The organism is Mycobacterium sp. P4_H6 (assembly GCF_056400845.1).
Genome location: NZ_JBFUKN010000029.1, coordinates 47148 through 71008 on the forward strand (window position 1 = coordinate 47148; position 23861 = coordinate 71008).

Annotated in this window: 26 protein-coding genes; 14 read left to right on the forward strand and 12 right to left on the reverse strand. The window is 68.0% G+C overall.

Annotated elements, in window-relative coordinates; genetic code table 11:
* Positions 1-18 precede the first annotated feature (18 nt).
* Positions 19-174, forward strand: a complete 156-nt coding sequence (locus AC1DTF_RS14415) for a hypothetical protein (protein WP_200962226.1) — start codon at positions 19-21, stop codon at positions 172-174.
* 22 nt (positions 175-196) lie between these two features.
* Here AC1DTF_RS14415 and AC1DTF_RS14420 read toward each other — a convergent pair whose 3' ends face one another.
* Positions 197-379 (reverse strand): hypothetical protein, encoded by a 183-nt coding sequence (locus AC1DTF_RS14420; RefSeq protein ID WP_477474556.1) that lies wholly within the window; start codon positions 377-379, stop codon positions 197-199.
* Positions 380-532: 153 nt separating this feature from the next.
* On the opposite strand from AC1DTF_RS14420, the gene AC1DTF_RS14425 reads away from it, so the two are divergent.
* From AC1DTF_RS14425 to AC1DTF_RS14445, 5 genes are all read left to right on the forward strand, one after another.
* Positions 533-2566, forward strand: coding sequence for a toprim domain-containing protein (locus AC1DTF_RS14425; protein ID WP_477474557.1), 2034 nt, complete (start codon positions 533-535; stop codon positions 2564-2566).
* Between the two features lie 18 nt (positions 2567-2584).
* Positions 2585-4723, forward strand: coding sequence for a DNA gyrase subunit A (locus AC1DTF_RS14430; protein WP_477474558.1), 2139 nt, complete (start codon positions 2585-2587; stop codon positions 4721-4723).
* A 45-nt stretch (positions 4724-4768) separates the two neighbouring features.
* Positions 4769-5698, forward strand: a complete 930-nt coding sequence (locus AC1DTF_RS14435; RefSeq protein WP_477474559.1) for a DUF5996 family protein — start codon at positions 4769-4771, stop codon at positions 5696-5698.
* 204 nt (positions 5699-5902) lie between these two features.
* On the forward strand, positions 5903-6241 hold the full coding sequence (locus AC1DTF_RS14440; RefSeq protein WP_477474560.1) for a hypothetical protein: 339 nt from the start codon (positions 5903-5905) through the stop codon (positions 6239-6241).
* Between the two features lie 44 nt (positions 6242-6285).
* Positions 6286-6753 (forward strand): hypothetical protein, encoded by a 468-nt coding sequence (locus AC1DTF_RS14445; RefSeq protein WP_477474561.1) that lies wholly within the window; start codon positions 6286-6288, stop codon positions 6751-6753.
* Between the two features lie 12 nt (positions 6754-6765).
* On the opposite strand, the gene fbaA is transcribed toward AC1DTF_RS14445, so the two are convergent.
* The 9 genes from fbaA to AC1DTF_RS14490 all read right to left on the reverse strand — a co-directional run bounded on the left by fbaA (position 6766) and on the right by AC1DTF_RS14490 (position 14417).
* Entirely contained in the window at positions 6766-7788 is a 1023-nt protein-coding gene (fbaA, locus tag AC1DTF_RS14450) for a class II fructose-bisphosphate aldolase (RefSeq protein ID WP_477474562.1), read from the reverse strand.
* Between the two features lie 36 nt (positions 7789-7824).
* Complete coding sequence (locus tag AC1DTF_RS14455; RefSeq protein WP_057169253.1) at positions 7825-8823, reverse strand: LacI family DNA-binding transcriptional regulator; 999 nt, start codon at positions 8821-8823, stop codon at positions 7825-7827.
* Entirely contained in the window at positions 8820-9470 is a 651-nt protein-coding gene (locus AC1DTF_RS14460) for a nucleoside/nucleotide kinase family protein (protein WP_057169252.1), read from the reverse strand. The genes AC1DTF_RS14455 and AC1DTF_RS14460 overlap by 4 nt, the downstream gene beginning before the upstream one ends.
* A complete protein-coding gene (locus tag AC1DTF_RS14465) occupies positions 9467-10381 on the reverse strand; it encodes a PfkB family carbohydrate kinase (protein WP_477474563.1) in 915 nt (304 codons plus the stop codon). The genes AC1DTF_RS14460 and AC1DTF_RS14465 overlap by 4 nt, the downstream gene beginning before the upstream one ends.
* Positions 10359-11153 carry an ATP-binding cassette domain-containing protein gene (locus tag AC1DTF_RS14470; RefSeq protein ID WP_057169250.1) on the reverse strand — a complete coding sequence of 265 codons (795 nt, stop codon included), beginning with the start codon at positions 11151-11153 and terminating at the stop codon, positions 10359-10361. The genes AC1DTF_RS14465 and AC1DTF_RS14470 overlap by 23 nt, the downstream gene beginning before the upstream one ends.
* Positions 11150-12145: an ABC transporter permease gene (locus AC1DTF_RS14475; RefSeq protein WP_477474564.1), complete on the reverse strand. Its 996-nt coding sequence runs from the start codon at positions 12143-12145 to the stop codon at positions 11150-11152. The genes AC1DTF_RS14470 and AC1DTF_RS14475 overlap by 4 nt, the downstream gene beginning before the upstream one ends.
* Positions 12146-12153: 8 nt before the next feature.
* The gene (locus AC1DTF_RS14480) at positions 12154-13146 is read right to left on the reverse strand and encodes a substrate-binding domain-containing protein (RefSeq protein WP_057169248.1); all 993 of its coding nucleotides are present in this window, start codon (positions 13144-13146) and stop codon (positions 12154-12156) included.
* A gap of 107 nt (positions 13147-13253) precedes the next feature.
* Positions 13254-14105, reverse strand: coding sequence for an HpcH/HpaI aldolase/citrate lyase family protein (locus AC1DTF_RS14485; protein ID WP_477474565.1), 852 nt, complete (start codon positions 14103-14105; stop codon positions 13254-13256).
* Positions 14106-14183: 78 nt separating this feature from the next.
* The gene (locus AC1DTF_RS14490) at positions 14184-14417 is read right to left on the reverse strand and encodes a hypothetical protein (protein ID WP_477474566.1); all 234 of its coding nucleotides are present in this window, start codon (positions 14415-14417) and stop codon (positions 14184-14186) included.
* Between the two features lie 57 nt (positions 14418-14474).
* Between AC1DTF_RS14490 and AC1DTF_RS14495 the strand changes: the two genes are divergently transcribed.
* Both AC1DTF_RS14495 and AC1DTF_RS14500 read left to right on the forward strand, forming a co-directional pair.
* Positions 14475-14984 carry a GNAT family N-acetyltransferase gene (locus AC1DTF_RS14495; protein ID WP_235571420.1) on the forward strand — a complete coding sequence of 170 codons (510 nt, stop codon included), beginning with the start codon at positions 14475-14477 and terminating at the stop codon, positions 14982-14984.
* A gap of 28 nt (positions 14985-15012) precedes the next feature.
* Entirely contained in the window at positions 15013-15681 is a 669-nt protein-coding gene (locus AC1DTF_RS14500; protein WP_057169245.1) for an NADPH-dependent F420 reductase, read from the forward strand.
* Positions 15682-15820: 139 nt separating this feature from the next.
* Here AC1DTF_RS14500 and AC1DTF_RS14505 read toward each other — a convergent pair whose 3' ends face one another.
* Entirely contained in the window at positions 15821-16126 is a 306-nt protein-coding gene (locus AC1DTF_RS14505) for a hypothetical protein (protein ID WP_057169244.1), read from the reverse strand.
* A 245-nt stretch (positions 16127-16371) separates the two neighbouring features.
* Here AC1DTF_RS14505 and AC1DTF_RS14510 point away from each other — a divergent pair, with 245 nt between their 5' ends.
* From AC1DTF_RS14510 to AC1DTF_RS14525, 4 genes are all read left to right on the forward strand, one after another.
* The gene (locus tag AC1DTF_RS14510) at positions 16372-18618 is read left to right on the forward strand and encodes a S15 peptidase family protein (RefSeq protein WP_477474567.1); all 2247 of its coding nucleotides are present in this window, start codon (positions 16372-16374) and stop codon (positions 18616-18618) included.
* A 17-nt stretch (positions 18619-18635) separates the two neighbouring features.
* The gene (locus AC1DTF_RS14515) at positions 18636-19454 is read left to right on the forward strand and encodes an MOSC domain-containing protein (protein ID WP_057169243.1); all 819 of its coding nucleotides are present in this window, start codon (positions 18636-18638) and stop codon (positions 19452-19454) included.
* A 4-nt stretch (positions 19455-19458) separates the two neighbouring features.
* Entirely contained in the window at positions 19459-20640 is a 1182-nt protein-coding gene (locus AC1DTF_RS14520; protein WP_477474568.1) for a lycopene cyclase family protein, read from the forward strand.
* A 138-nt stretch (positions 20641-20778) separates the two neighbouring features.
* Positions 20779-21561 (forward strand): DUF1906 domain-containing protein, encoded by a 783-nt coding sequence (locus AC1DTF_RS14525; protein WP_057169241.1) that lies wholly within the window; start codon positions 20779-20781, stop codon positions 21559-21561.
* Positions 21562-21594: 33 nt separating this feature from the next.
* Here the strand turns inward: AC1DTF_RS14525 and bla are convergent, their stop codons facing one another.
* On the reverse strand, positions 21595-22497 hold the full coding sequence (gene bla, locus AC1DTF_RS14530; RefSeq protein WP_057169240.1) for a class A beta-lactamase: 903 nt from the start codon (positions 22495-22497) through the stop codon (positions 21595-21597).
* 173 nt (positions 22498-22670) lie between these two features.
* Here bla and AC1DTF_RS14535 point away from each other — a divergent pair, with 173 nt between their 5' ends.
* The gene (locus tag AC1DTF_RS14535; RefSeq protein ID WP_477474569.1) at positions 22671-23552 is read left to right on the forward strand and encodes a LysR family transcriptional regulator; all 882 of its coding nucleotides are present in this window, start codon (positions 22671-22673) and stop codon (positions 23550-23552) included.
* Positions 23549-23861 (forward strand): serine hydrolase (locus AC1DTF_RS14540; RefSeq protein WP_477474570.1); only part of this gene is annotated, 313 nt, incomplete at its 3' end. The genes AC1DTF_RS14535 and AC1DTF_RS14540, both read left to right, overlap by 4 nt.

Consider the following 23861-nt stretch of genomic DNA (forward strand, 5'->3'; position numbering starts at 1 on the left):
GCGGGGCATCCCTAGCCGATGAATGAGAACGCAGCAGCTTCCGTACCGCACGAGCAGAGCGACGAGGCACCAAAGCCTCCCGGCCCCACCGACCAGGGCCGCACCGGAGGGATGGCCACCCGCGAGGTCGCCCCGGACGTGGTGGAGAAGCATCGAGCAGAGTCGGAGCACTGACATGGCGAAGCACCGCAGTCCCTCACCCACGCCCGAGGATGCCACCGAGGTCACCGAGGAACAGGCCGAGATGCAGGAGCAACTCGACGACCAGCACCACGATCCGGAGGGCCCTGGGCTGCACCAGGACCGCCACCAGATCGCCGACGAGACGTAACGCCGGGCGGCCGCCGGCGGGTGCCGGCCGCGCTGTGCGTGCCGTCACAGCGCGGCGACGGTGCGCTGCGTTGTCGGGCCGTCCGACTACCATTCCTCCGGCACACGCGTGCTTGCCGAGCAGATCGCAGGCACCGGGGCACACTGGTATGCAGACAGGACCTGCGCGTTCAGGTCCCGGCCCAGACGGAGAGAACGAGCAGTGAGTTACAACGCCGCAGACATCACCGAGCTCGACGATGTCCAGCACACGCGCCTGCGGCCGGCGGTGAACCTGGGCCTCGACGTGCTCAACACCGCCCTGCGCGAGTTGGTCGACAACGCCATCGAAGAGGTCGCCGATCCCAGCCACGGCGGCTCCACCGTGACCATCACCCTGCACGCCGACGGATCGGTCAGCGTCGCCGACGACGGCCGCGGCCTGCCCGTCGACTCCGACCCCATCACCGGCAAGAACGGCATCGTCAAGACCCTCGGCACCGCGCGGGCCGGTGGCAAGTTCTCCGCGCACTCCGATGCCACCAGCACCGGTGCCGGCCTCAACGGCATCGGCGCCGCCGCGGCGGTCTTCATCTCGGCGCGGACCGATGTGACCGTGCGCCGGGCCGGCAAGACCTACCTGCAGAGCTTCGGCGCCGGCTACCCCGGATCGTTCGAAGGCAAGGATTTCGACCCGAGCGCGCCATTCACCAGGGCGGACGCCCAGAAGCTGCGCGGCACCGGCAACCGCAAGCCCGATGCGCACGGCACCACGGTGCGCATCCTGTTCGACCCGGTCGTAGTGCCGGATTCGACCGTGGACGTCGGCGAGGTGCTGTTGCGCGCACACGCCGCGGCGCGGATGTCGCCCGGCGTACACCTGACGGTGATCGACGAGGGCTGGCCCGGTGCCGAGGTGCCGCCGGCGCTGCTCGAACCGTTCAGCGGACCCTGGGGCAGCGACACCCTGCTCGACCTCATGTGCACCGCCGCCGGCACTCCCCCGCCGGGCGTCCGTGCCGTCGTGGAGGGCCGCGGTGAGTACACCACCGGCCGCGGACCGACCCCGTTCCGTTGGTCGTTGACCGCCGGACCGGCCGAGCCGGCCACCATCGCGGCGTTCTGCAACACCGTGCGCACCCCGGGCGGCGGGTCCCACCTGACAGCCGCGATGAAAGGTCTGTCCGAAGCGCTGGCCGACCGTGCTTCCCGGATTCGCGACCTGGGCCTGGCCAAGGGCGAGGACGGCCCGGAACCACAGGATTTCGTCGCGGTGACCGCACTGGCCGTCGACACCCGCGCCCCGGATGTGGCGTGGGACTCGCAGGCCAAGACCGCGGTGTCCTCGCGGTCGCTGAATCTGGCGATGGCCCCGGACGTGGCGCGCAGCGTCACCATCTGGGCGGCCAACCCGGCCAACGGTGACGCCGTGTCGCTGTGGACGAAGTTGGCCCTGGAGTCGGCGCGGGCACGGCGCAGCGCCGAGGGCGCCAAGGCCCGGTCCCGGGCGGCCTCGAAGGCCAAGGGGCTGGGCACGAACCTGTCGCTACCGCCGAAGCTGCTGCCCAGCCGGGAGACCGGACGTGGGTCCGGAGCCGAATTGTTCCTGTGCGAGGGCGACTCGGCGCTGGGCACCATCAAGGCGGCTCGCGACGCGACCTTCCAGGCCGCGTTTCCGCTGAAAGGCAAGCCGCCCAACGTTTATGGGTTCACCGTCAACAAGGCCCGGGTCAAGGACGAGTTCGATTCGATCGAACGGATCCTGGGCTGCGGGGTGCGTGACAGCTGCGACCCCGAGCAATGCCGCTATGACCGCATCCTGTTCGCCTCCGATGCCGACCCCGACGGCGGCAACATCAACTCCAGCCTCATCTCGATGTTCCTGGACTTCTACCGGCCGCTGGTGGAAGCCGGAATGGTCTACGTGACCCTGCCCCCGCTGTTCGTGGTCAAGGACGGCAACGAGCGGATCTACTGCCAGGACGAATCCGAGCGGGATACCGCGGTGGCCCAGCTGAAGGCCACCTCCAAACGCAAGGTGGAAGTGCAGCGGAACAAGGGCCTCGGCGAAATGGATGCCGACGACTTCTGGAACACCGTGTTGGATCCGCAGCGGCGCACCGTGATTCGCGTACATCTCGATGACGGCGACGCCAAGCTGCACCACACCCTGTTCGGTGGGCCACCGGAGGGCCGGCGTACGTGGATGGCCGATGTCGCCGCCCGTGTCGACACCGCCGCGCTGGACCTGACGTAAGAGGACGTAGGAAACACTGTGACCGCCACCCTGGACCTTCCCGAGCAGAATCCCGACCTGGTGCTCGACCAGAGCGCCGATGACTACTGGAATCACTACCAGCTGACGTTCGCGCTCTACAGCGTGAGCGACCGCGCCATACCGTCGGYGTTCGACGGGCTCAAACCCGGCCAGCGTCGCCTGCTCTACCAGATGCACGATTCGAGGCTGCTGCCCGGAAACAAGCCGCAGAAATCCTCGAAGGTGTGTTCCGCCGTCACCGGTAACCTGCATCCGCACGGCGGCGCGTCCATGTACGGGGCCGCGGCACTGATGGCCGCCGAGTTCCAGCGCGTGAAAGTCATTGACGGGCAGGGCGCCTTCCCGCGCATCCAGGGTGACATTCCCGCCGCCGACCGTTACACCGAGATGCGGCTGTCCGCACCCGGGGCCGCGCTGACCGCCGAGCTCGACGATCACGCCGTGCCGATGGTGTCGACGTTCGACGGTGAGTGGACCGAACCGACCATGCTGCCCGCCCAGTGGCCGGTGCTGCTGTGCAACGGTGCGGTCGGCATCGCGGAAGGCTGGGCCACCAAGGTGCCCGCGCACAATCCGCGCGAGATCATGGCCGCCTGCCGCGCGCTGCTGGCGCGGCCGAACACGACCGACGACACGTTGATGAAGCTCATCCCCGGCCCAGACTGGGGATGCGGGGCTACCGTGGTCGGCTCCGCCGGGCTGCGGGAGTACATCACCACCGGGCGCGGACAGCTCACGGTCCGCGGCACGGTGTCGGTGGACGGCAAGAACGTCATCGTCACCGAGCTGCCGCCCGGCGTCGCGAGTAACACTGTGCAGGAACGGATCCGGGCACTTGTCGAATCAGGGGAGATGTCGGGTGTCGCCGATATGTCCGACCTGACCGACCGTCGCAACGGACTGCGCATCGTGGTCACCGCGAAGCGCGGGCACAGCGCAGAGACGATCCGCGACCAGTTGCTCGCACTGACACCGCTGGAGTCGACCTTCGCGGCCAGCCTGGTGGCGCTCGACGAGGACCGGGTGCCGCGCTGGTGGACGGTCCGCGAACTGATCGGCGCGTTCCTGCACCTGCGTGACTCGGTGGTGTTGCGCCGCAGCGAATACCGACTGGAGAAGGTCACCGCGCGGCGTCACCTGGTCGCCGGTCTGATGACCATCCATCTGGACATCGATGCCGCGGTGGCCGTGATCCGCAACTCCGACACCGTCGACGACGCCCGCCGGGGCCTGCAGGACCGGTTCGCGATCGACGAGGAGCAGGCCAATTACGTGCTGGCGCTACAGCTTCGCCGACTGACGAAACTCGACGTCATCGAACTGCAGGCCGAAGCCGACAAACTGGACGCCGAATTCATCGAGCTCACCGAGCTGGTGACCAATCCCGATGCGCGCCGGAAGGTGATCGACAAGGAACTGGTGGAGACCGCGAAACTGTTCAAGGGCCCCGAGTTCGACCGGCGCACCGTGCTGGACTTGGAAGCCGCACCCGTCACCGCCGGCACCGACGACGACGGGCCCCGCGAGCGGAAGGTCAACGCCGCCTGGCGTCTCGATGACCGCGGCGTGTTCTCCGACAGCCATGGAGATCTGCTCAGCTCCGGCCTGGGCTGGGCGGTGTGGACCGACGGCCGGATCAAGTTCACCAACGGCAACGGGTTGCCCTACAAGATCCGCGATATCCCGGTGGCGCCGGATATCACCGGTCTGGTGGCCTCCGGGGTGCTGGCCGATGGTTATCACCTGGCGCTGGTGACGCGCCGCGGAAAGGTGCTGCGGATCGACCCGGCAGCGGTGAATCCGCAGGGCGCGGCGGGTAACGGCGTGGCGGGGGTCAAGCTCGCCGCCGACGGCGATGAGGTCATCGCAGCGTTACCGGTGTCCTGCGGCAATGGTGAGGCCATCCTGTCAGTATCCGAAAAGGGCTGGAAGGTCACCGAAGTCGCCGACATCCCGGTGAAGGGCCGCGGTGGCGCCGGTGTCGGTTTCCACCCGCTTGCCAACGGTGAGACGGCGCTCGTATCGGCGACGATCTCGGCGACCGGATTCGTGCGCGGTACGCGGACGGTGCGTGCCGAGAAGCGGGCCAAGGCGTCGATCAAGGGATCCGGGTCGGATGTGACGCCGGCGGTGTGAGCGCCTGCTCGCAATCAGCCGTCATCTGAGACAAGGGAGAACGATGTGAGCGGGCAAACGGCGGAGTGGCCGGCGCTGCGGGTGGCTGACTGGGAGCCCACGCGCCACACGTTGCACATGTGGACCCAGATCGTCGGGAAGATACGACTGGCGCATGCACCGCTGCTCAACCATTGGTGGCAGGTGCCGCTCTATGTGTCACCGCGCGGACTGACGACATCGGCCATTCCGGTGGACACGCGGCTGTTCGACCTGGAATTCGACTTTGTCGACCATGCGCTGAAGGTCCGGGTGAGCGACGGTGGCTCCGGTGAGATCGCGTTGCGCGACCGCTCCGTTGCCCAGTTTCACGACGACGTGCTGGGCCTACTCGCCCGCTTGGGCATCGAGGTTCAGATCTCCGCCGGCCCCAACGAGGTGGACCCGGCCATCCCCTTCGCCGAGAATTTCCACGCCGCATACGACGCCGACGCGGTCCATACGTTCTGGCAACAACTGATCCAGGCCGACCGGGTCATCGGGCAGTTCCGGGCCCGGTTCATCGGGAAGGTCAGTCCGGTGCACTTCTTCTGGGGCTCATTTGACCTGGCGTGCAGCCGCTTCTCCGGACGTCCCGCTCCCGCTCACCCCGGAGGAGCACCGAACTGTGGCGACTGGGTCATGGTTGAGGGCTACTCCCACGAACTGTCCAGTTGCGGCTTCTGGCCCGGTGGTGGCGACGAGGGCGCGTTCTACGCCTACGCGTACCCCGAGCCGGACGGCTACGCCGAGTTCCCGGGTTGCCCCGAAGGTGCCTTCTACGACAACAAACTCCGGCAGTACCTGCTGCCGTATGAGGCGGCGCGCACCGCGAACGATCCGCACCAATTGGTGCTGGACTTTCTCGAGTTCACCTACGTTGCGGCTGCGGATCTGGCGGGATGGGACCGCGAATCGCTCGAAGACGATCCCAAGCGTTGGCACGGGACGGCGTAGGTAGTCGTGCATCGCGCCCGGTTCGACGCGTCCGCGACAACCGAGCGCAGCCTGAGGCGCTTCCCCCAAAGCGCTGTCGGCGCCCGTTCCATCGGTTAGCCTGCGATCAGGCGATCCCACCGACGGTCGGGTTGTCACGAATATCCCTCGCCGTCAATATGTTTGGGTATCGGATTGCGGTGAGACCCTGCGGAGGAGTGCACGATGACACGGACCACCAAGGGATTACGCGGCACCGTGACGAAGAGCGTTGTGGGTGGCGCGCTCATCCTTCTGGCAGCCTCCGGCGCCCCCGCGCAGGCGTTCGCGATGCCCACCACCACCGGTGCCTTCGGCGCGCCCGTGCCGCTCGAACCTCCCGGGCCATTCGGACCTCCCACCGGCCCCGACGACGACTCCTGCATCAGCCAGCCCGCCGATCCGGTGTGCGGGGGCGGCCCGTATGCGCTGCCATCGCCTCCGACGATTTCCCTACCGTCGCCCGCCATGGACGGCGGGATGCCCGGCATCGCCGGCATCGGCGGGATGCCCGGACAGATCTGACCCCGTCGGCAGCACCACCTGCGGGCGTCCACGAGAGGAACGGCATGGCCATCATCGGCGGGCGGTCCGCGGTGTTCATCATCGCGGCGGGCGTGGCGGTCGGATCAGCGGGCCACGCCTGGGCCGGTGGGCCTCCCGCCGGCACACCGGGCGAGTTGAGCGGCACCTACAGCTATCAATCCGACACCGGTCGATTCGGTACGTGGGCGGTGACGCCGTGCGGACCCGGATGCGCCGACGTGGCCGTCACCCCCGTCACCGACCCGAGGGTGAACCCCTACGGCGGGCAGGCCCGGCTGGCCGACGGGCAGTGGGTGTTGATCGTCCAGTCCGCACAGGCCGTCCGGTGCAAGCCACCCAACGATGCAGTGACGGTGCCCGGCACCGTCACCTTTTCGCTCGATGCAGGGTCGCTGAGCGGTACCGCCGTCAACGTTCAGTCCGCTGCGGGCTGCGGCGATCCGGCCGGGGCGACCTACCGGGGCAGCTTCACCCTGACGAAGGTCGGATAGGGCGGGCTCTGCCTACCGCATGGCCCGGCCGGCCGAACCCAGCATCTGCGCGGCCTCGACAACCCTTGCCGCCATGGCGTTCTCGGCCGGTTTACCCCACGACCTCGGGTCGTAGGCCTTCTTGTTGCCGTAGCCGCCGTCGACCTTGAGCACCTGGTCGTACTTGCTGATCATGTGGCCGGCGATGGATCGGGTGAACGCGTACTGGGTGTCGGTGTCGACGTTCATCTTGACGACCCCGCTGGCGACCGCGGACGCGATGTCCTCGGCGCTGGAACCTGATCCGCCGTGGAAGACGAGATCGAACGGTTTGGCTCGGCCGGTTTCGCCACCGATGACGGCCTGGATCTCCGCGAGGATCTCCGGGCGCAGATGGACCGACTCCGGGTGATAGACGCCGTGGACGTTGCCGAAGGTCAGGGCGGTCAGGTACCGGCCGCGCTCCCCTGTCCCCAAAGCCTGGACTGTGGCCCGCGCGTCGTCGACGGTCGAGTACAGCTTGTCGTTGATCTCGTGTGACACCCCGTCCTCCTCGCCGCCGATCACACCGACCTCGATCTCCAGGATGGTGTTGGCTTCCACCGATGCCTCCAGCAATCCTTCGGCGATGCGCAGGTTTTCGTCCAGCGGTACCGCGGAGCCGTCCCACATGTGCGATTGATACAGCGGGTCCAGCCCGCGGGCGCGCCGTTCGACCGAATCGGCGATCAACGGCCGGACCCAGTCGTCGAGATTCTCGGCGGGGCAGTGATCGGTGTGCAGGGCCACGGTCACCGAGTAGTGCTGTGCGACCTCGTGGGCGTAGAGCGCGAGCGCCTTGGACCCCGCGAAACGGTTCTGCACCGTGTTTCCGGACAGGTAGAGCGCGGTGCCCAGTGACACCTGGATGATGCCGTCGCTGTCGGCTTCGGCGAACCCCTGCAGCGCGGCGTTGAGGGTCTGGGAGCTGGTCACGTTGATGGCCGGATACGCGAACCCGCCCGCCTTGGCACGATCCAACATCGCGACGTAGTGGTCAGGGGTTGCTATCGGCATGGTGGCGGGTCCTAACACGAGGGGCTGGGTTGGGCGTCACGTGCATCCGCATGAGTTGCGGTGATGGAAGGAGGTGGGTACCCGAATCTGTTGCGGCGGATCATCGTTTCCGCGCATTCTGCGCAGCAGCAGTTCGACCGCCGTGACGCCGATCGTCTCGACGTCCTGGGCCGCCGCGGTGAGCCGGGGCTCGAAGAGGTCCGACCATTCGAAGTCGTCGTAGCAGGAGAAGGCCACGTCACCCGGTATCGACAGGCCCAGACTGCGCAGGGCTTTGAGCGTTCCGATGGTCATGGCGTTGTTCAGGGACACCAGTGCGCTCGGGCGGTCGGCGCGCGACATCAGGGTGTGCACCTCGCGTTCGGCCACGTCGGTGTTGGATTCGCCGTCGACGACCAACGCGGGATCGACGGGCACGCCATGGTCGGTGAGCGCCGCGCAGTAACCGTCGAATCGCTCGATGGTGGAGGAGATTCCGGCAAGGCCGCGCACGACGGCGATCCGCCGATGACCGAGTTCGAGCAGGTGCGCTGTCAATGACCGCGTCGACGAGAAGTTCTCCGGGCCGACCTGATCGCAGCCGGCGTCGACACCACGGTCGATCAGGACGAGAGGAGTTCCGGTGCCGGTGATCTCGGGCAGGGTGACCCGCTCGGAGCCCGCTGCCGGCGCCACTATCATCCCGTCGACCTGCCGGTCCAGCAGCGAACCGGTGACGCGCTGTTCCGAGGTGACATCGTCATGGGAGTCTCCGACGATCAGGACGTACCCGGCGTCCGACAGTGCCCGCTCCACGGCGTGCACCAGGCTGCCGAAGTAGGGATTCGTCAGCGCCGAGATGGAGAGTCCGACCGTGTGCGTGCGGCCGGCCGCCAGTGATCGGGCAACGCCGTTGCGGCGGTAGCCGGTCTGCTCGATGGCCGCCTCGACGCGTAATCGGGTGGCCGTGTTGACCTTACGGGTGCCGTTGAGCACATGCGAGACCGTGGATGCGGACACCCCGGCGATACGGGCGACATCGCCCATGGTCTTCATCGGAGGCGCACGATGCGGTCCGCGCGGCCCGCGGTCGACTCGATCAACTGTGCGTTGCGCTCGTCGGACCCGAGGGCCCAGAACTCCGCTTCCTGCGGGGACTTTCCGTACGCCTCGTGCCGGCGCACGAGGCGGCGGTGGCGAACCTCGGTGTCGGGAGCCAGGAACCACACCTCGTCGATGTGGGACCGTGCCGCGGGCCACGCATCGGATTCCAGCAGCAGGTAGTTGCCCTCGGTGACGACCAGCGGCACCGTCGGCGGGACGGGTATGGACGAGCCGATCGATTCCTCGATCTCACGCCGGAATCGCGGTGCGTACACGACCGGGTCGTCGGCACGCTGTGTGCGCAGGCTCGCGACCAGCCGTGCATACCCGCCGTCGTCGAAGGTGTCGTGTGCACCTTTACGGTCCAGGCGACCCAGATCGATCAGGACCTCGTTGGCCAGATGGAAGCCGTCCATGGGCACCAGCACGGCCATCTCGGGACCGAGGGCGGAGACGAGTTGTTCGGCCACGGTGGACTTCCCGGCACCCGGCGCGCCGGTGAGGCCTAGGATGCGTCGTTGGCCGCGAACGACGAGCGCCCGGGCCGACTCGACCAGCTGGTCCAGTGTGGCGTCCTGCACGTCCTGCTCGAAGGTCACCGTTCTCGCTTCCGATCCGTGGAGAGTACGTCCAGCCATGCCCGCGGCCCGACTATCGAACACCGTAATGCCGCCACCCGGGCGGAGCGATCGATGCGCTCGGTGATGCTGCTCGCGCTCTGGGTCGAGTAGTACGCGTAGGCACCGTGGAAGGCGTCACCGGCACCCAGCGTGTCGACCACCGCCACCGGCGGTACCGGCACGGACCCGGACCTGCCGTCTGAGCACCATGCGACGGGGTCGCCGCCGTGCGTGGTGACGACGGTACGCACGTCGCTTGCGACCAGCGCCGCGGCCGTGGACTCCGAGGTGTCGGCGCCGGGTACCCGAAAGTCGTTGGAGCACACCATGTCGGTCGCGTGCGGAATGATGTCGGCCATCACCGGCTTCCATCGCCCGGCGTCGACGACGAGGGCGAGGGCTCGGGCCGCGGCGTGCCGGGCGGCGTCGCGGGCGATGAGGGGGTGGTGCCCGTCGACGAGGACCACGTCGGCCTCGCGGATCAGGTCGCCCAGACCTGGCGGTGGCAAAGCGTCGGAGTTCACCGCGTCCAGCGATACCACCGATCGGTCCCCGGTGGACTCCACCACCGACACCGCGGACACGGGTACCGCGCGATGGGTGCCCGCCGCGGCATCGACGACACGCACGCCATATGCGGCGAGATCGGCCCGGATCAGGTCGGCGACCGGATCGTCGCCGAGCGCGGTCACCAGGATGGCCTCGCCGCCCAGTCCCGCGAAGGTGACAGCCGCGTTGGCAGCCGGTCCGCCCGCGGCGACAAACTGTGCGGTGGACGTGATCTTCTCGTTCACCGCAGGTGCTTTCGCGACGCGATGGATCACGTCCAGCGTTGCCAACCCGGCGAAGACCCCGACCGGGGCCTTCTCAGATGCCGGCGCGTTCCTCATCGGTCGGCTCCTCCGCACCCGTCATGAGGGCAACGACCTCGGACATCGAGCGTTGCTTCGGGTCGACGACACCCGCCCGCTTGCCGAGCCGGTGGATGTGGATCCGGTCGGCCACTTCGAACACGTGCGGCATGTCGTGACTGATGAGCACCACCGGAATTCCGCGGTCGCGGATCGACCGGATCAGGTCGATCACCTGTCCGGACTCCCGGACGCCGAGGGCGGCCGTCGGCTCGTCCATGATGATCACGCCACGGCCGAACGCGGCGGCCCGCGCCACCGCTACACCTTGGCGCTGCCCGCCCGACAATGTCTCCACGGCCTGGTTCACGGACTTGATGCCGATTTTCAGGTCCGCAAGATGCTGGGATGCCTCTTGGCGCATCCTCGGCATGTCCAGCCGACGGAAGAGGCTGCCCGCGAGCCCTTTACGTCGCACCTCGCGCCCGAGATACAGGTTCGACGCGATGTCGAGGGCCGGGACCACGGCGAGATCCTGGTAGACCGTTTCGATTCCGGCGGCCCTGGCATCTCGGGTGTTCTTGAACGACACCGGGGTTCCGTTCATCAGGATCTCTCCGGCGTCGGGAACCACCGCGCCCGCCAGCGCCTTGATCAGGCTGGACTTTCCGGCACCGTTGTCACCGATGACGGCGAGCACCTCCCCCTCGCGCAGCGCGAAGTCCGCACCGTTGATCGCCGTCACGTTGCCGTACTTCTTGACCAGGCCCCGCGCTTCCAGAACCGGTGTGTCGCTCTTCGTGCTCGTCACTGTGACCTCCTGCGCGCGAACTGATCCACCGCCACCGCCACGATCACGAGGATTCCGGTGGCGATGTTCTGGTAGAGATTATCGACGCCGGCCTGGGTGAGCCCGTTGCGGAGCACCCCGACGATGAGTGTGCCGACCAACGTGCCGCCGACGCCGCCGCGCCCACCGAACAGGCTGGTTCCGCCGATGACCACCGCGGTGATCGATTCCAGATTGGCGTTCTGATACGCGTTCGGGTCGGCATTCGGGATGCGCCCGAGAGCGGCCCACGCGGCGATCGCCGCGATGACACCCGTCGTGATGTAGACCGACAGCAGCACCCGCCCGGACTTGATGCCGGACAGAATCGACGCCTGCGGATTACCGCCTACGGCGTAAATGTGCTTACCCCAGGCGGTTTGGGACAACGCGTACCACATGACGAGGTAGACCAGCAGCATCGCGACCACGCCGTAGGTGGTCGAGAACGAGCCGATGCGAAAGGACGTGCCCAGGAAGGTGAGCGGTCCCTGCTCCACGCGGTAGGTCTCGGATCCCGCGAGCAGGCGGGTGGCCGCCTGGATCGCGGTGAACGTGCCCAGGGTGACGATGAACGGTGGCAGCCGCAGCATGGTGACGAGCCCGCCGTTGATCGCACCGAACGCCACGCACACCAGCAGCGTCGATCCCAGGGCCACGAAAGGACCGTTGGCGCCGGCACTCTGGGCCATCACGATGCTGCCGAAGACGGCGACCGCGCCGATGGAGAGATCGATGCCGGAGGTGAGGATGATCAGGGTCTGGCCGACGGCAAGGATGCCGAYGACCACCGACTGTTGCAGGATCAGTGAGACGTTCTGCGGATTGAGGAACGAATCCGAGACCGAGCTGAAGATGACGATGGCAAGCAGCAGGGCCACCATCGGACCGAGCAGCGGTTCACGCAGGATGCTGCCTGCGTTGAACCGGCTCGATACCGACGGCGTCGCGGTTGAGGGAGCGCCGGTGCTCATGACCGAGTTCAGCCCCAGCAGTTCTGTTCGGCCCAGGCGGTGTCCTTCGATTCGAGGCCGGCGACGGGCTTGTCGGTGATGAGCTCCGAGCCGGTGTCGTTGAATCCGCTCGGCTTGGTGCCGTCCTTGGCGAACTTGACCACGGCCTGCACACCCTGTTCGGCCATCTTGGCCGGGAACTGCATCACCGTGGCGCCGATCTTGCCGGATTTCACATCTGCCACACCGGTGCAACTGCCGTCGATCGACCCGATGGTGATCTGGTCCGCGCGGCCGGCGGACTGGATGGCCTGGTACGCACCGGCGGCCGCCGGCTCGTTGATCGTGTAGAGCGCGTTGATACCCGGGGCGCGCTGGAGGATGTTCTCCATGGCGGTCTGGGCCTTGGTCTGGTCGCCGTTGGTGTTCTCCTGGCCGACGATCTCCGGGGAGCCCTCGGCGATGCCGAAGCCTTCCAGGAAGCCGTCGTGCCGGAAGGTGTCCACGGTGCCACCGGGGGTGCCGTCCAGCATCACGATCTGGGGCGGTGCGGCGCCGAGGGCGGCCTTCACCCATTTGCCCTGCGCGACGCCCGCGGCCAGGTTGTCGGTGGCGAACGTGGCGTCGACGGCGTCCTCCGGGTCGGTCGCGGTGTCGAGAGCGATGACGACAACGCCCGCGTCGCGGGCCTTCTTGATCGCGTCGAGCACTCCGGTGGAGGAGTTCGGGGTGATCAGGATGCCTTTGACGCCCTGACCGACCATGTTCTCGATGGCCGCGACCTGGCCCTCGTTGTCGCCATCAAAAGCGCCTGCAAGCGCCACCAGTTCGGCGCCGTCCTTGTCGGCCTGCGCCTTGGCGGCCTCGCGCAGTTTCACGAAGAACGGGTTCGAGTCGGTCTTGGTGATCAGACCGACCTTGATGCTGTCCGAATCCGATCCGCTACAGGCGGTCAGTCCCAGAACCAGTGAGCCGGCCATGAGGACCATTCCGACCGCGTGCGTGCTGCGCTTTCCGAACATGTGGACTCCCTTGTCCCCGATGTGACGCGGATCGCATCACGTGATCTTCGGGAGCCTAAGCCCTAGGCAAGCGCTTGCGCACGCGCTTTCGCAAAATGTGAATCGGTTCAGTCGAGGCCGAGCTTCTCGGCGAGGTCAAGGATGGCCTGCGCGCGGGCCCGGGTGGGTCCGACACTGCCGTCATAGGGCCCGGCGGGCGCGTCGAGGCGGGCCAGCGTCCTGCGGGCCTCGTCGACGTCCAGCGGGGAGGGGCTGAGCAGACTGTTGATCGTCTCGGCATGCTCGGGATCCAGGCAGAGCCGGCCGGTCATGCCTGCGGCCTTGGCGACCGCGGTCTCCCGGGTGAGGTGGCGCGACTGATCACGCAGGGTCGGTCCGTCGATCGGCGCCGGGAGGCCGGCTGCGCGGCTGGCGATCACCAGGCGGGCACGCGGATAGGCCAGCACCGTCGGATCCTCGCTCATTCCGGTGTCCCGCCGAAAATCGCCGACCCCGAACGCAATTCGCGCACAGCCGGGGGTCCGTGCGATCTCGGTGACCGACTCGATGCCCAGCGCCGACTCGACCAGGGCCACCACCGGCGCTCCGGACGGCAACCGCGCAGCGGTGGCAGCGATGTCGTCGCGGGATTCGGTCTTGGCCAGCATCACGCCGAGAAGCCCCGGAGCGTGCGCCACGGCGTCCAGATCGGCCGACCACGCCTCGGTCGCCACACTGTTGATCCGCACCCACGCCTGCGCCCCGGTACTCAGCCAGTCGGCCACCGACACGCGGCCGGCGGGTTTCTGCGCGTCGGGCAGCCCGTCCTCGATGTCCAGCACGATGGCATCGGCGTTACCAGCGATGGCGGCGTCAAACGCCTCGCCGCCGCCCGGCGTTCCCGGCTGCAGCAGCCAGGTGCGGGCCAGTGACCAGTGCGGTTTCCGGCCTCGCTCCGTTGCCTGCGGTGAGACTGTCACGCGTGGACCTTTCGCTCGACGATGTCCCCTCCATCGTCCGAGCCGATCGACGCGGTGGCCAGATTACGCACATAAAGTTCACGGCTCGCTCACCAGCCGGCTGATCAGCGCATCGTCCATGGTGAACCTGCAGTGCAGGTCGGCGACACCGCCGGGGAAGACTCCCTGCAACCGTTGCAGTACGTCTACGTGATCGATGTCCAGCGTTGTGGCACCGGTGAATTCGGTGGTGCAGGTGAACTCGCCGGCCGAGCCGTCGTGGTCGGTGCGCGTGCGCTGTGGTGAAGTGTCATGAGTAGACGGTGGGGGCACCCGTGAGGGGAGAGCCAGCCGCGCTGTGCGGAGGGGGCGGTGATGCGGTACATACCGATGGCCACCTCGATCCGCACCGAACGGCTCAGCCTTGATCTGCGCGACGAGTGCGATGCCGAGTGGAATCACGAGCTACTCGGGGAGCACGAGGGTGGCACGTCGGAGTCGGTGAAGGACATCCGCGCTCGGTTGGCTCAGCAGCGGATCGAAGCTGTTCGGAACGGATTCGGGCTGCTGACGATTCGCCGCAACGCCGACCGTGAACCGCTGGGTTATTGCGGTCTGATCATCGGTCGGTGCACCGTCGATGAACCGGAGATCGCGTGCGAGCTGTTGCAACGCTTTCACGGTCACGGCTATGCAAGCGAAGCCGCTCACGCCGTGATGGAGGCGGCATTCGCGACCGGGCGCCGCCGGATCTGGTCCACCGTCGGCGCATGGAACACCCCTTCGCTGCGGGTTCTCGACAAACTCGATTTCCGAAGCGATCACGAGACCGTCGACACACGCGGGCGGCCGCTCATCTATCTGGTGAAAGATGCGCCATCTCCTTCCGCGACGGAATAGGCGGACCAGGCCGCACGTTGGCCGACATATGAAGATCGGAATCATCGGAGCAGGTCTGATCGGCGGCACCCTGACGCGCCGGCTGCGCGAACTCGGCCACGACGTCACCGTCGCGAACTCGCGGGCCCCCGAAACGCTCACCGAACTGGCGAACGAAACCGGTGCGACCGCGGTGTGGGCCAGGGACGCCGCCGCCGATGCCGACCTCGTCATCGTGAGCATCCCGCAGAAAAATGTGCCCGATCTGGCCGACGGGATCGTGGACGCCCGCAAGCCTGGCGCCCCGGTGATCGAGACCAACAACTACTACCCGCAGCAACGCGACGGGGAGATCGCGGCCATCGAGGACGGTCAGACCGAAAGCGGCTGGGTCGCCGACCAGATCGGCGCACCGGTCTACAAGGTGTTCAACGGGATCTTCTGGAAGCACCTGCTGAAGAAGGGAACGCCCAGCGGTACGCCCAATCGCATCGCGCTCCCGATCGCCGGTGCGGACGGACCGGGCCGCGAGCTGGTGCACGGAATCGTCGAGCAGCTCGGATTCGATCCGGTGGATGCTGGTCCGATCTCGGAGTCGTGGCGCCAGCAGCCCGGAACGCCGGTGTACGGCAAGGACTTCGATGTGGAGAAGACGGTGAAGGCCTTGGCCGAGGCGACGCCCGAGCGCACGGCTGAGTGGAGCGCGCGCACGGCGTAGTCCGGTACTGCGAGCCCTGGCGGCGCCCCGGTGCTGCCGTTACGTCGTGCCGACTGCGCGCCAACGTGTCGGCCGGTCGGCGACGGACCCTTCCCCGCGCCGGTGTGCACACATCCCCCCGGCACGGACAAGCTGCCGGTCAGAACGCGGTGTCGACCATTCCGTTGCTGGTGTTGCCCTCGTCGTGATTGCGGTCGATGTACCCCAGCCGGACCGGCGACTGTGGATCGGTCCCCAGCGGGATCAGCGGATCGGTGCCCAGGCCCTCGTCGCCCAGCGGGGCACCGGTCTCCGCCGAGATGGGGGCTTCTTGGTGCAGGGAGGCCGTCGACGTCGGGTCACCGACCTGAGGGTCGGTGTCGGCCGCGGCGATCGGCGCGAAGCCGATCAGTCCGCTCAGCACTACGGCGGCAACGGTTGTCGAGATGACGGTGATCTTGTTCATGTCAGGTTCCCCTCTGGGTCCGTGTCGATTGTCCGACCCCTTGAGACTGCTCGCGCAGAGGCCCGAAATCGCCACGGCTAGCGCCCATCTCAGTGGTACCGCTAGCAGGAAGATCCCGTGTCCGACGCGGACTGCCCGATTGCTCCTTGTCCCGATCTGACGTTTGTGTTGTGATGGACAGCACGTCCCCAGCAAACACACAGTGATCTTGAACAGTGCGCCACAACTGACGGGAGAGCCTGGTAATGACCGGTGTGAGCGCGGCGGCGGTGTACATCGGCAGGATCGGCGGTTTGGCCGCGACTCTCGGCATCGGGGCGGCGGTGTTCTGCGGAACGGCGTCTGCGGCGCCCGCTGAAAGTGCAAGCGACGGCGCGAGTTCCCCGGCCTCCGGGCAGTCGTCTCCGCACACCGCAAAACCCGACGAGAAGCCGGACTCCGCGAAAGACACCGCTTCGGGCGAAGATTCCGCGACACCGCGAGCGGGCGTGCTTCGAGCGGCCGTCGACGACGACACCGATGCGCCGTCGGCCCGGAAGAGATCCGTGAAATCGGCGCGCGCGGCGGCCGTCGCCGACAGCCCTTCCGATGCCACCGACCCGGGACCAGCACCCACGGACCCGATCGTCATCACCCCGGCCGCCCTGACGGAGGTCGCCGACCCTGTGACGGCTCCCCGTCCGGCGCGCACCGTACGCACTGCCACAGACGGCCCGGCGGTGCCGGTGGATCCGCCGCTGTCGTGGACGATGCTGGCCGCCGCGAGCAGGAACACCCTTGCCCCCACCGCCGCCACGACACGGGTGGTCGACCCCGTCACGAACGCGCCCGTCATCGCGACACCGAAGACGCCGTTGCTGGAGCCATTGCAGCAGGTACCGGTCTTCGGGCCGCTGTTCGTGACGCCGATCGTCGCGGTGATCAACCAGATACCCGTGGTCAGCGACCTGCTGCACCCGATCGTCGGCTATCCCCTGGAGGCGGGCCGGCCGGCGGGCACACCGCGTCCGCGCGACGTGATGTTGACGTCTTTTGACGGCACCCGGATCTACGCGCACTTCATGCCCGCGGTCGGTCTGCGGCCCGGCGAGCAGGCTGCCACCATCCTGCAGGGCCCGGGTCTTCTCCTACCGGGCGCCACCAATCTCAAACCCACGCCGCTGGACGGCATCATCGCCGACACCTCGGGCCTGGTGTACATCGGGACGCTGCGCGCCGCCGGCTACAACGTCGTCACCTGGGATCCCCGCGGGGAACACAGTTCCGGGGGCAGGCTCGAACAAGGTTCCCCCGACTTCGAGGCCAAGGACGTGTCCGCGATCATCAGCTGGGTGGCCACCCAGCCCGAGGCGCGGCTCGATCCCGGCGTGCTGGATCCCCGTATCGGCATGACCGGCGCGTCCTACGGCGGCGGCATCCAACTGGTTGCCGCCGGCACCGATCCGCGTATCGACGCGATCGTGCCGGCCATCGCCTGGAACTCCTTCAGCACCGCCTACTACAAGAACCAGTCGTACAAGAGCAGCTGGACGGCCATCCTGACCGCGGGCACCACGCTGTTCACCCGCGCGAATCCGGCCATCCTGCCGGCCACCATCTTCGGTGTGCTGACCGGCAGGCAGACCCAGGCTCAACAAGACCGCCTGGCCCAACTCGGGCCCGGTGCCCCGCGCGACCTGGTCGGCAAGATCACCGCGCCGACCCTGCTGATCCAGGGCACCGTCGACACCCTGTTCTCGTTGCAGGAGGCCGACACCACCGCCCAGACCCTCATCGCCAACCGCGTCCCGACCAAGGTCATCTGGTTCTGCGGCGGCCACGGACTGTGCGCCAACAATGTGTTCGACCCCACCGACGGCGTCGTGATCCAGCAGGCGACCCTCGCGTGGCTCGACCGGTACGTCAACGGCAACACCGAGGCGGTGACCGGTCCGCGATTCGAATTCGTCGATCAGCGCGGGCAGTTCTATGCGTCGGATACCTATCGGATCGTCAACCGCAGCCCCGTCACCGCCGGCAGCTCCGGCGGCCTGCTGCCACTGGTGCCGTTCATCGGCGGCTCCGGACCGATGTTCGGGGTGCTGCCGATCGGCGGGTCGAAAGCCTTCAACGCCCTGAACCTCACGACACCCGCACTCACCACGACGACGGTCGTGGCGGGCGCACCTCGACTGACACTCAGCTACAGCGGCACCGGCATCGCCCGGCACGTGTACGCCCAGCTCGTCGACGACTCCACCGGATTGGTGCTGGGCGGCCAGGTCACGCCCATCCCCGTCACCCTCGACGGTCAGCCACGCTCGATCAGCATTGCGCTGGAGCCGGTGGCCCACACCCTCAAGCCCGGGCAGACCGTCACCGTGCAACTCGTGGCCTCGTCGACCCTCTACGCAACCATCACCTCGTTCGGCTCAATGCGGGTGACGGACATGCACCTCAGCGTGCCGACCGCGGACCCTGCCAGGATCACGCCCCGCGCGACGGTGTCCTAGGTACGTATCGTTCGACTATGTCCACCGGTGACCAACTGCACGTGGGAAGTCTGCACCGCTATCCCGTCAAATCGATGCTCGGGGAGGCCGTCACCACCTTGACCGTCGGTCACGACGGTGCCGAGGGGGACCGCCGGCTGGCCCTGATCGACGGCGAGACCGGACGGGTGGCCAGCGCCAAACAGGCGCGCCTGTGGCGCCGGCTCCTGACGTGCACCGCGCGCATCGACGGTGACCAGGTGCGCGTCCGCCTGCCCGACGGGACCGAGGTGCGGCCCGGGCAGGACGAATTCGACGAGGCCCTCTCCGAGTTGGTGTCGCGACCGGTCCGGCTGGCCACCCGCCGCCCCGCGGGGGCCAGCCTGGAACGCGCCGACCCCGAGCAGGTTCTCGATCGAGGACTGGACGCCGTGGTGGACGCTCCGCTGCTCGAGCTGGGCGAGGCGACCCCGGGCGATTCCTTCGTGGATCTCGCACCGCTGCACGTCATCACCACCGCGACGCTGGAGCGGATCGGGACCGAGGCGCAGCGCTACCGGCCCAACATCGTCATCGTCACTCCCCCGGGCTACCCCGCGTACGCCGAGAATGACTGGGCTGAAGGGACTTTCGATATCGGCGCTGTCCAACTGAAAGGGATGGGCGCCACGCCACGATGCGTGATCCCGACCCTCGAACACGGTGACCTCGGTCGCGCCGTCCACGCACTGCGCACCCCGGCCACCGAGAACCTCGTCGACTCCTTCGGCTTGGGGCGCCTACCCTGCGCGGGGGCCTACTTCGAAGTGGTCACCGAGGGCACCATCAGCCTCGGCGATCCGTTCACCCGGGCCTGACCCCATGGACGTTCTGGTGGTGGGCGCCGGGCCCGCGGGGATGGCGTTGGCGGCGGCATGCGCGAGGCAGGGGCTGGTCACCGGGTTGGTCRACCCGTCCCCTGACCGGCCGTGGACGGCCACCTACGGCATGTGGAGCCCAGAACTGCCGCCGGATCTGCCGGTGTCCGTGGTCGCGGCGCGCGCCGCCGGCCGGGCGATCGCGCTGACCGAGCACCAGTTGGGCTGGGAGTACGCCGTTCTCGATGTGCCCGCACTGCAGCGGCACCTCGCCGACCAACTTGCCGGAGTGCACATTCACGCCGGGCGCGCAGTCGGGTCACCGGAACGCGGCGTGGTCACGCTGGCCGACGGATCTGCATTGCGCGCCGCGGTCGTCGTCGACGCCGGAGGCCGGGCGCGCCCCCTGGATGCCGCCGCGGCGCGCCGCACACCTGCGGATCAGACGGCCTACGGGTTGGTGATCGACGCGGACGCAGCGGCACCGCTCACGGAGTCCGGAGACGCACTGTTCATGGACTGGCGTGCCGACCACGGCGAGGCGGGTTGGCCGACGTTCCTGTACGCGGTGCCCTTGGGCGGTGGACAGGTGCTGGTGGAGGAGACCTCCCTGGCCCGCCGGCCGGGACTTCCGCTGTCGGTGCTACGCCGACGGCTGCATGCCAGGCTGGCCCACCACGGTGTAAAGATCCCGGAAAACGCACGCAGCGAGAAGGTTTCGTTTCCGTTGGATCAGCCACGACACCGCGGGACGGATGTGTTCGGATTCGGTGCGGCGGCGCCATTGATCCATCCGGCAACCGGTTTCAGTGTGGCCGCGTCGTTGCGCCTCGCGCCGACGGTGGCCGCTGCGCTGGCCGCTCACCTGCCGGCCGGTCCGGACGCGGCGCTGGCCGCGGCGCGGCGCACCATCTGGCCGCGCTCCGCCCGAGCGATCCACCGCTTCCGGCTGATCGGCCTGGAAGCACTCCTGCGGATGCCCGCCGACGACGTCCCGCGCTTCTTCGAGACCTTCTTCTCGCTGCCGGAGGCGCACCGTTGGACCTACCTGACCGCTCGCGACGATGTGCCCGGTACGGCCGTCGCCATGGGCCACCTGTTCCGGCTGGCGGACGGACGGTTGCGCCGCCACCTCATCGGCTCGGCCGTGCGCAGGCCGGTGCCCGCCGCCGAGGTCTCGACGTGAGGCGAAGCGTTGCGGTGGACTGTATTCCGCGTCGTCGCCGGTGGCGTCGGCGGATTTCACTGTCCGCCCCGTAAATTTCCCGCTGGCGCACGGCGCGGTCACATATTTCACTAGAGCCACTCTGTTAACATCCCCGCCATGTCGGATCCCCGCGCGGTCTCCCGCCGTGACGCCCTGCGCTACGCCGCAGCGGCGTCGGCGCTGGCCGGCATGGGTGCCGTCGCGGCCGGTGCTGCGGCGCCCACCGCCGCAGCCGCCGCGCCCACGCTGATCGATTACGCGATGCGCCAGATCCCGGCCCAGGACATCCGGGCCGCCGGGCACTCCGGGGTGATCAACTACGTGTCGACGTCGCGACCCGGGTCGTCGTTCGGCGCCAAGCCGATCACCCTGCCCTACGCCCAGTCACTGACCGCCGCCGGCTTGATCATCGTCAGCAACTATCAGTACGGGAAGCCCGGCGGGACAGCGCCTTCGGACTTCACCCGCGGGTATGCCGGTGGGGTGGCCGACGCCAGGACCGCGTGGGCGTTGCACACCGCGGCGGGCGGCGGTAAGAGCGCACCGATCTTCTTCAGCGTCGACGACGACATCGACCGCAACACCTGGAACAGCCAGGCACTGCCGTGGTTTCGCGGAATCAACTCGGTGATCGGCGAGATGCGGACCGGAATCTACGCGGGCATCAACCCGTCCCAATGGGCCATCGAAGACGGTGTGATCGGCAGGTCGGGCACGCCCGGCAAGGCGTGGATCTGGCAGACGCGGTCATGGTCGAAGGGCCAGATCCATCCGGCCGCGGTGCTCTACCAACGCGTCATCGACACTGCGTCGAATCCGGGACCGATCGTCGGGGGCATCCGTGTCGATGTCAACGACGTGCTGGCCCAGGATTGCGGCCAGTGGAACAAACACCCGTAAGCGCGGCGACCAAGCGCGGGCGGCATTGAGCTCTCATGGTGTTCCACCCTGATGGTGTCCCCACCGCGCCAACGTGAGTCGTACGGTGTCCGCGACCGCGTCGTTGAGCCGCGGGGCGTCCATCTGGTCCTCGGCGGATCGTGTCAGCACGGCGACCAGGATGCGCTGCCCGGTCGGGCCGATGAGCAGGCCTGCGTCGTTGGTGACACCGAAGTCACCGGCACCGGTCTTGTCTGCGCTTGTCCAGCCGGGCGGCAGACCCGCCCTGAAACGTTTGTCCGAGGTCACATTGGCCTGCATCCAGCTCAGTAGGCGGTCCCGAGACGGCGGGTCCAGCGCATCGCCGACCATCAACGCCCGATAGCCGGTAACCAATGCGCGAGGTGTCGTGCAGTCACGCGGATCGCCCGGCAATGCCGAATTGAGGTCGGGCTCCCAGCGGTCCAGACGCGTCTGGTCATCGCCGAGGCCACGTGCGAACGATGTGATCGCCGGAGGCCCGCCGATGCTCCGCAGCAACGCATTACCTGCCGAGTTGTCGCTGAAGACCAACGCCGCCTCGCAGAGTTCTGCGAGGGACATCGACGTGCCGACCCGCTTGCTGGTGACGGGTGAATCGACCACGATGTCGCCGGCGGTGATCGGTATGGCCGAGTTCAGATCGAGCACACCTCCGGCCACCATGTGCAGCACCCGCCCCACGGCGTAGGTCTTGAACGTCGAGCACATCGCCTGCCGGTCGTCAGGGCGGTATCCCAGGGTCTGTCCCGTGCCCAGATCGAGAGCCCACATGCCGATGCGTGCGCCGTGTCGGTGTTCGAGAGCGGCGAAGTCACTGTCTGCGGTGGCCGGCGGCGGTGTCGCACCGGCGATTCGGCAGCCCGCCACGACACCACCTGTCACCAGCGCACCGATGAGCGCTTGACGTCGAGTCATGTGTTGATTCACAACGACACCAGACCACTCTCGCCGAGGCGTGGCCCAATTCCCGCGCTGCCGCAGCGCTATATCCGCTCGCAATCGCCGCAGGCCAGCGCCACCCGCTGTGGGCCCCAAGTCGGTGCGCGGCCTGATCGCCTCGCCACCGAAGACCGTGTTGACTGGTGGACGTGGACTTGGTCGCTCATCTTCGTTACTTCGTCGCTGTCGCCGAGCACCGGCATTTCGGGCACGCCGCAGCCAGCCTCGGGGTCACTCAGCCGCCGGTCTCCCAGGGCCTGCGCCGACTCGAGAAGCGCCTGGGGCTGCAATTGATCGAACGCGCGCCCGACGGCGCCAGGCTCACCCATGATGGCGCTGCGCTGCTCCCTCGGGCGCGGCTCATCGTCGATGACGCTGCCCGGTTCCTCGACGATGCGCAGCAGATGGTCGGGGCACGGCAGGGAGTGCGGTGGGGCGTCATTCCGCAGTTCGACGACGAGCTCGTCGCACGCTGTGTGGATGGTATCCGCAGCACTCTCGACAGCGCCGACGCCGTCGTCTCGACTGCCACCGGCAGCACAGCGCAGCTGCTGGGCGAAGTTCGTCGCGGGACGCTGCAACTCGCTGTGGTGCAACATCCCGTGCTGGTCGAGGGAATCGACGCCGGACCGGTCGTCACCGTCGCACGCAGCGTGGTGTTGCCGGCGGGGCATCGCGCCGCCGTCGCGGATGCACCACGCGCGCAGATGCTGCAGGACCTCGCACTGGCAACCGTTCCGCGAGAAGACAATCCGGCTGCTCACGATCTGCTGATCGACCAGCTGCGTCGTCGCGGCCTGGATCCGTCCACGGTCCCCGCCGCCACCCATCGCGAGGTGGCTGCCGCGGTCGCATCGGGACGATGTTTCGGTCTGGCCACCAGCGCCGCGCCGGTGCACACCGGCACCGCACACCGCCGCATGCTCGTCGACGAAACCGCGTTGCGCCTGCGAATCGTCACCRCCACCGGTGCCGACGTCGGCGACGCGGTGTACGCGGTCGACCGTCAGCTCCTGCGAGCCGACCGGTGAGGACCATCGAACAGCAGATCACCGACGCGTTCACCGACGCCGGCTGTCTCGGATGGCTGCGGGCTCAACACATCGGCGGCACCGGACGTGTCATCGATGTCGACGGGGATGCACCGGTGGTCGCGGCTTCGGTGTATAAGGTCGTCGTGCTGATCGCCGCTGCGCGCGCATTCGACACGGGCCGCCTCGACCCGCACGCAACGGTGCGCGTCGTGCCCGGTGACTGCACACCCGGACCCACCGGTATCAGCCTGTTCGCCGACCCGGTCACGCTCTCGTGGCTCGACCTCGCCCGAATGATGATCACGC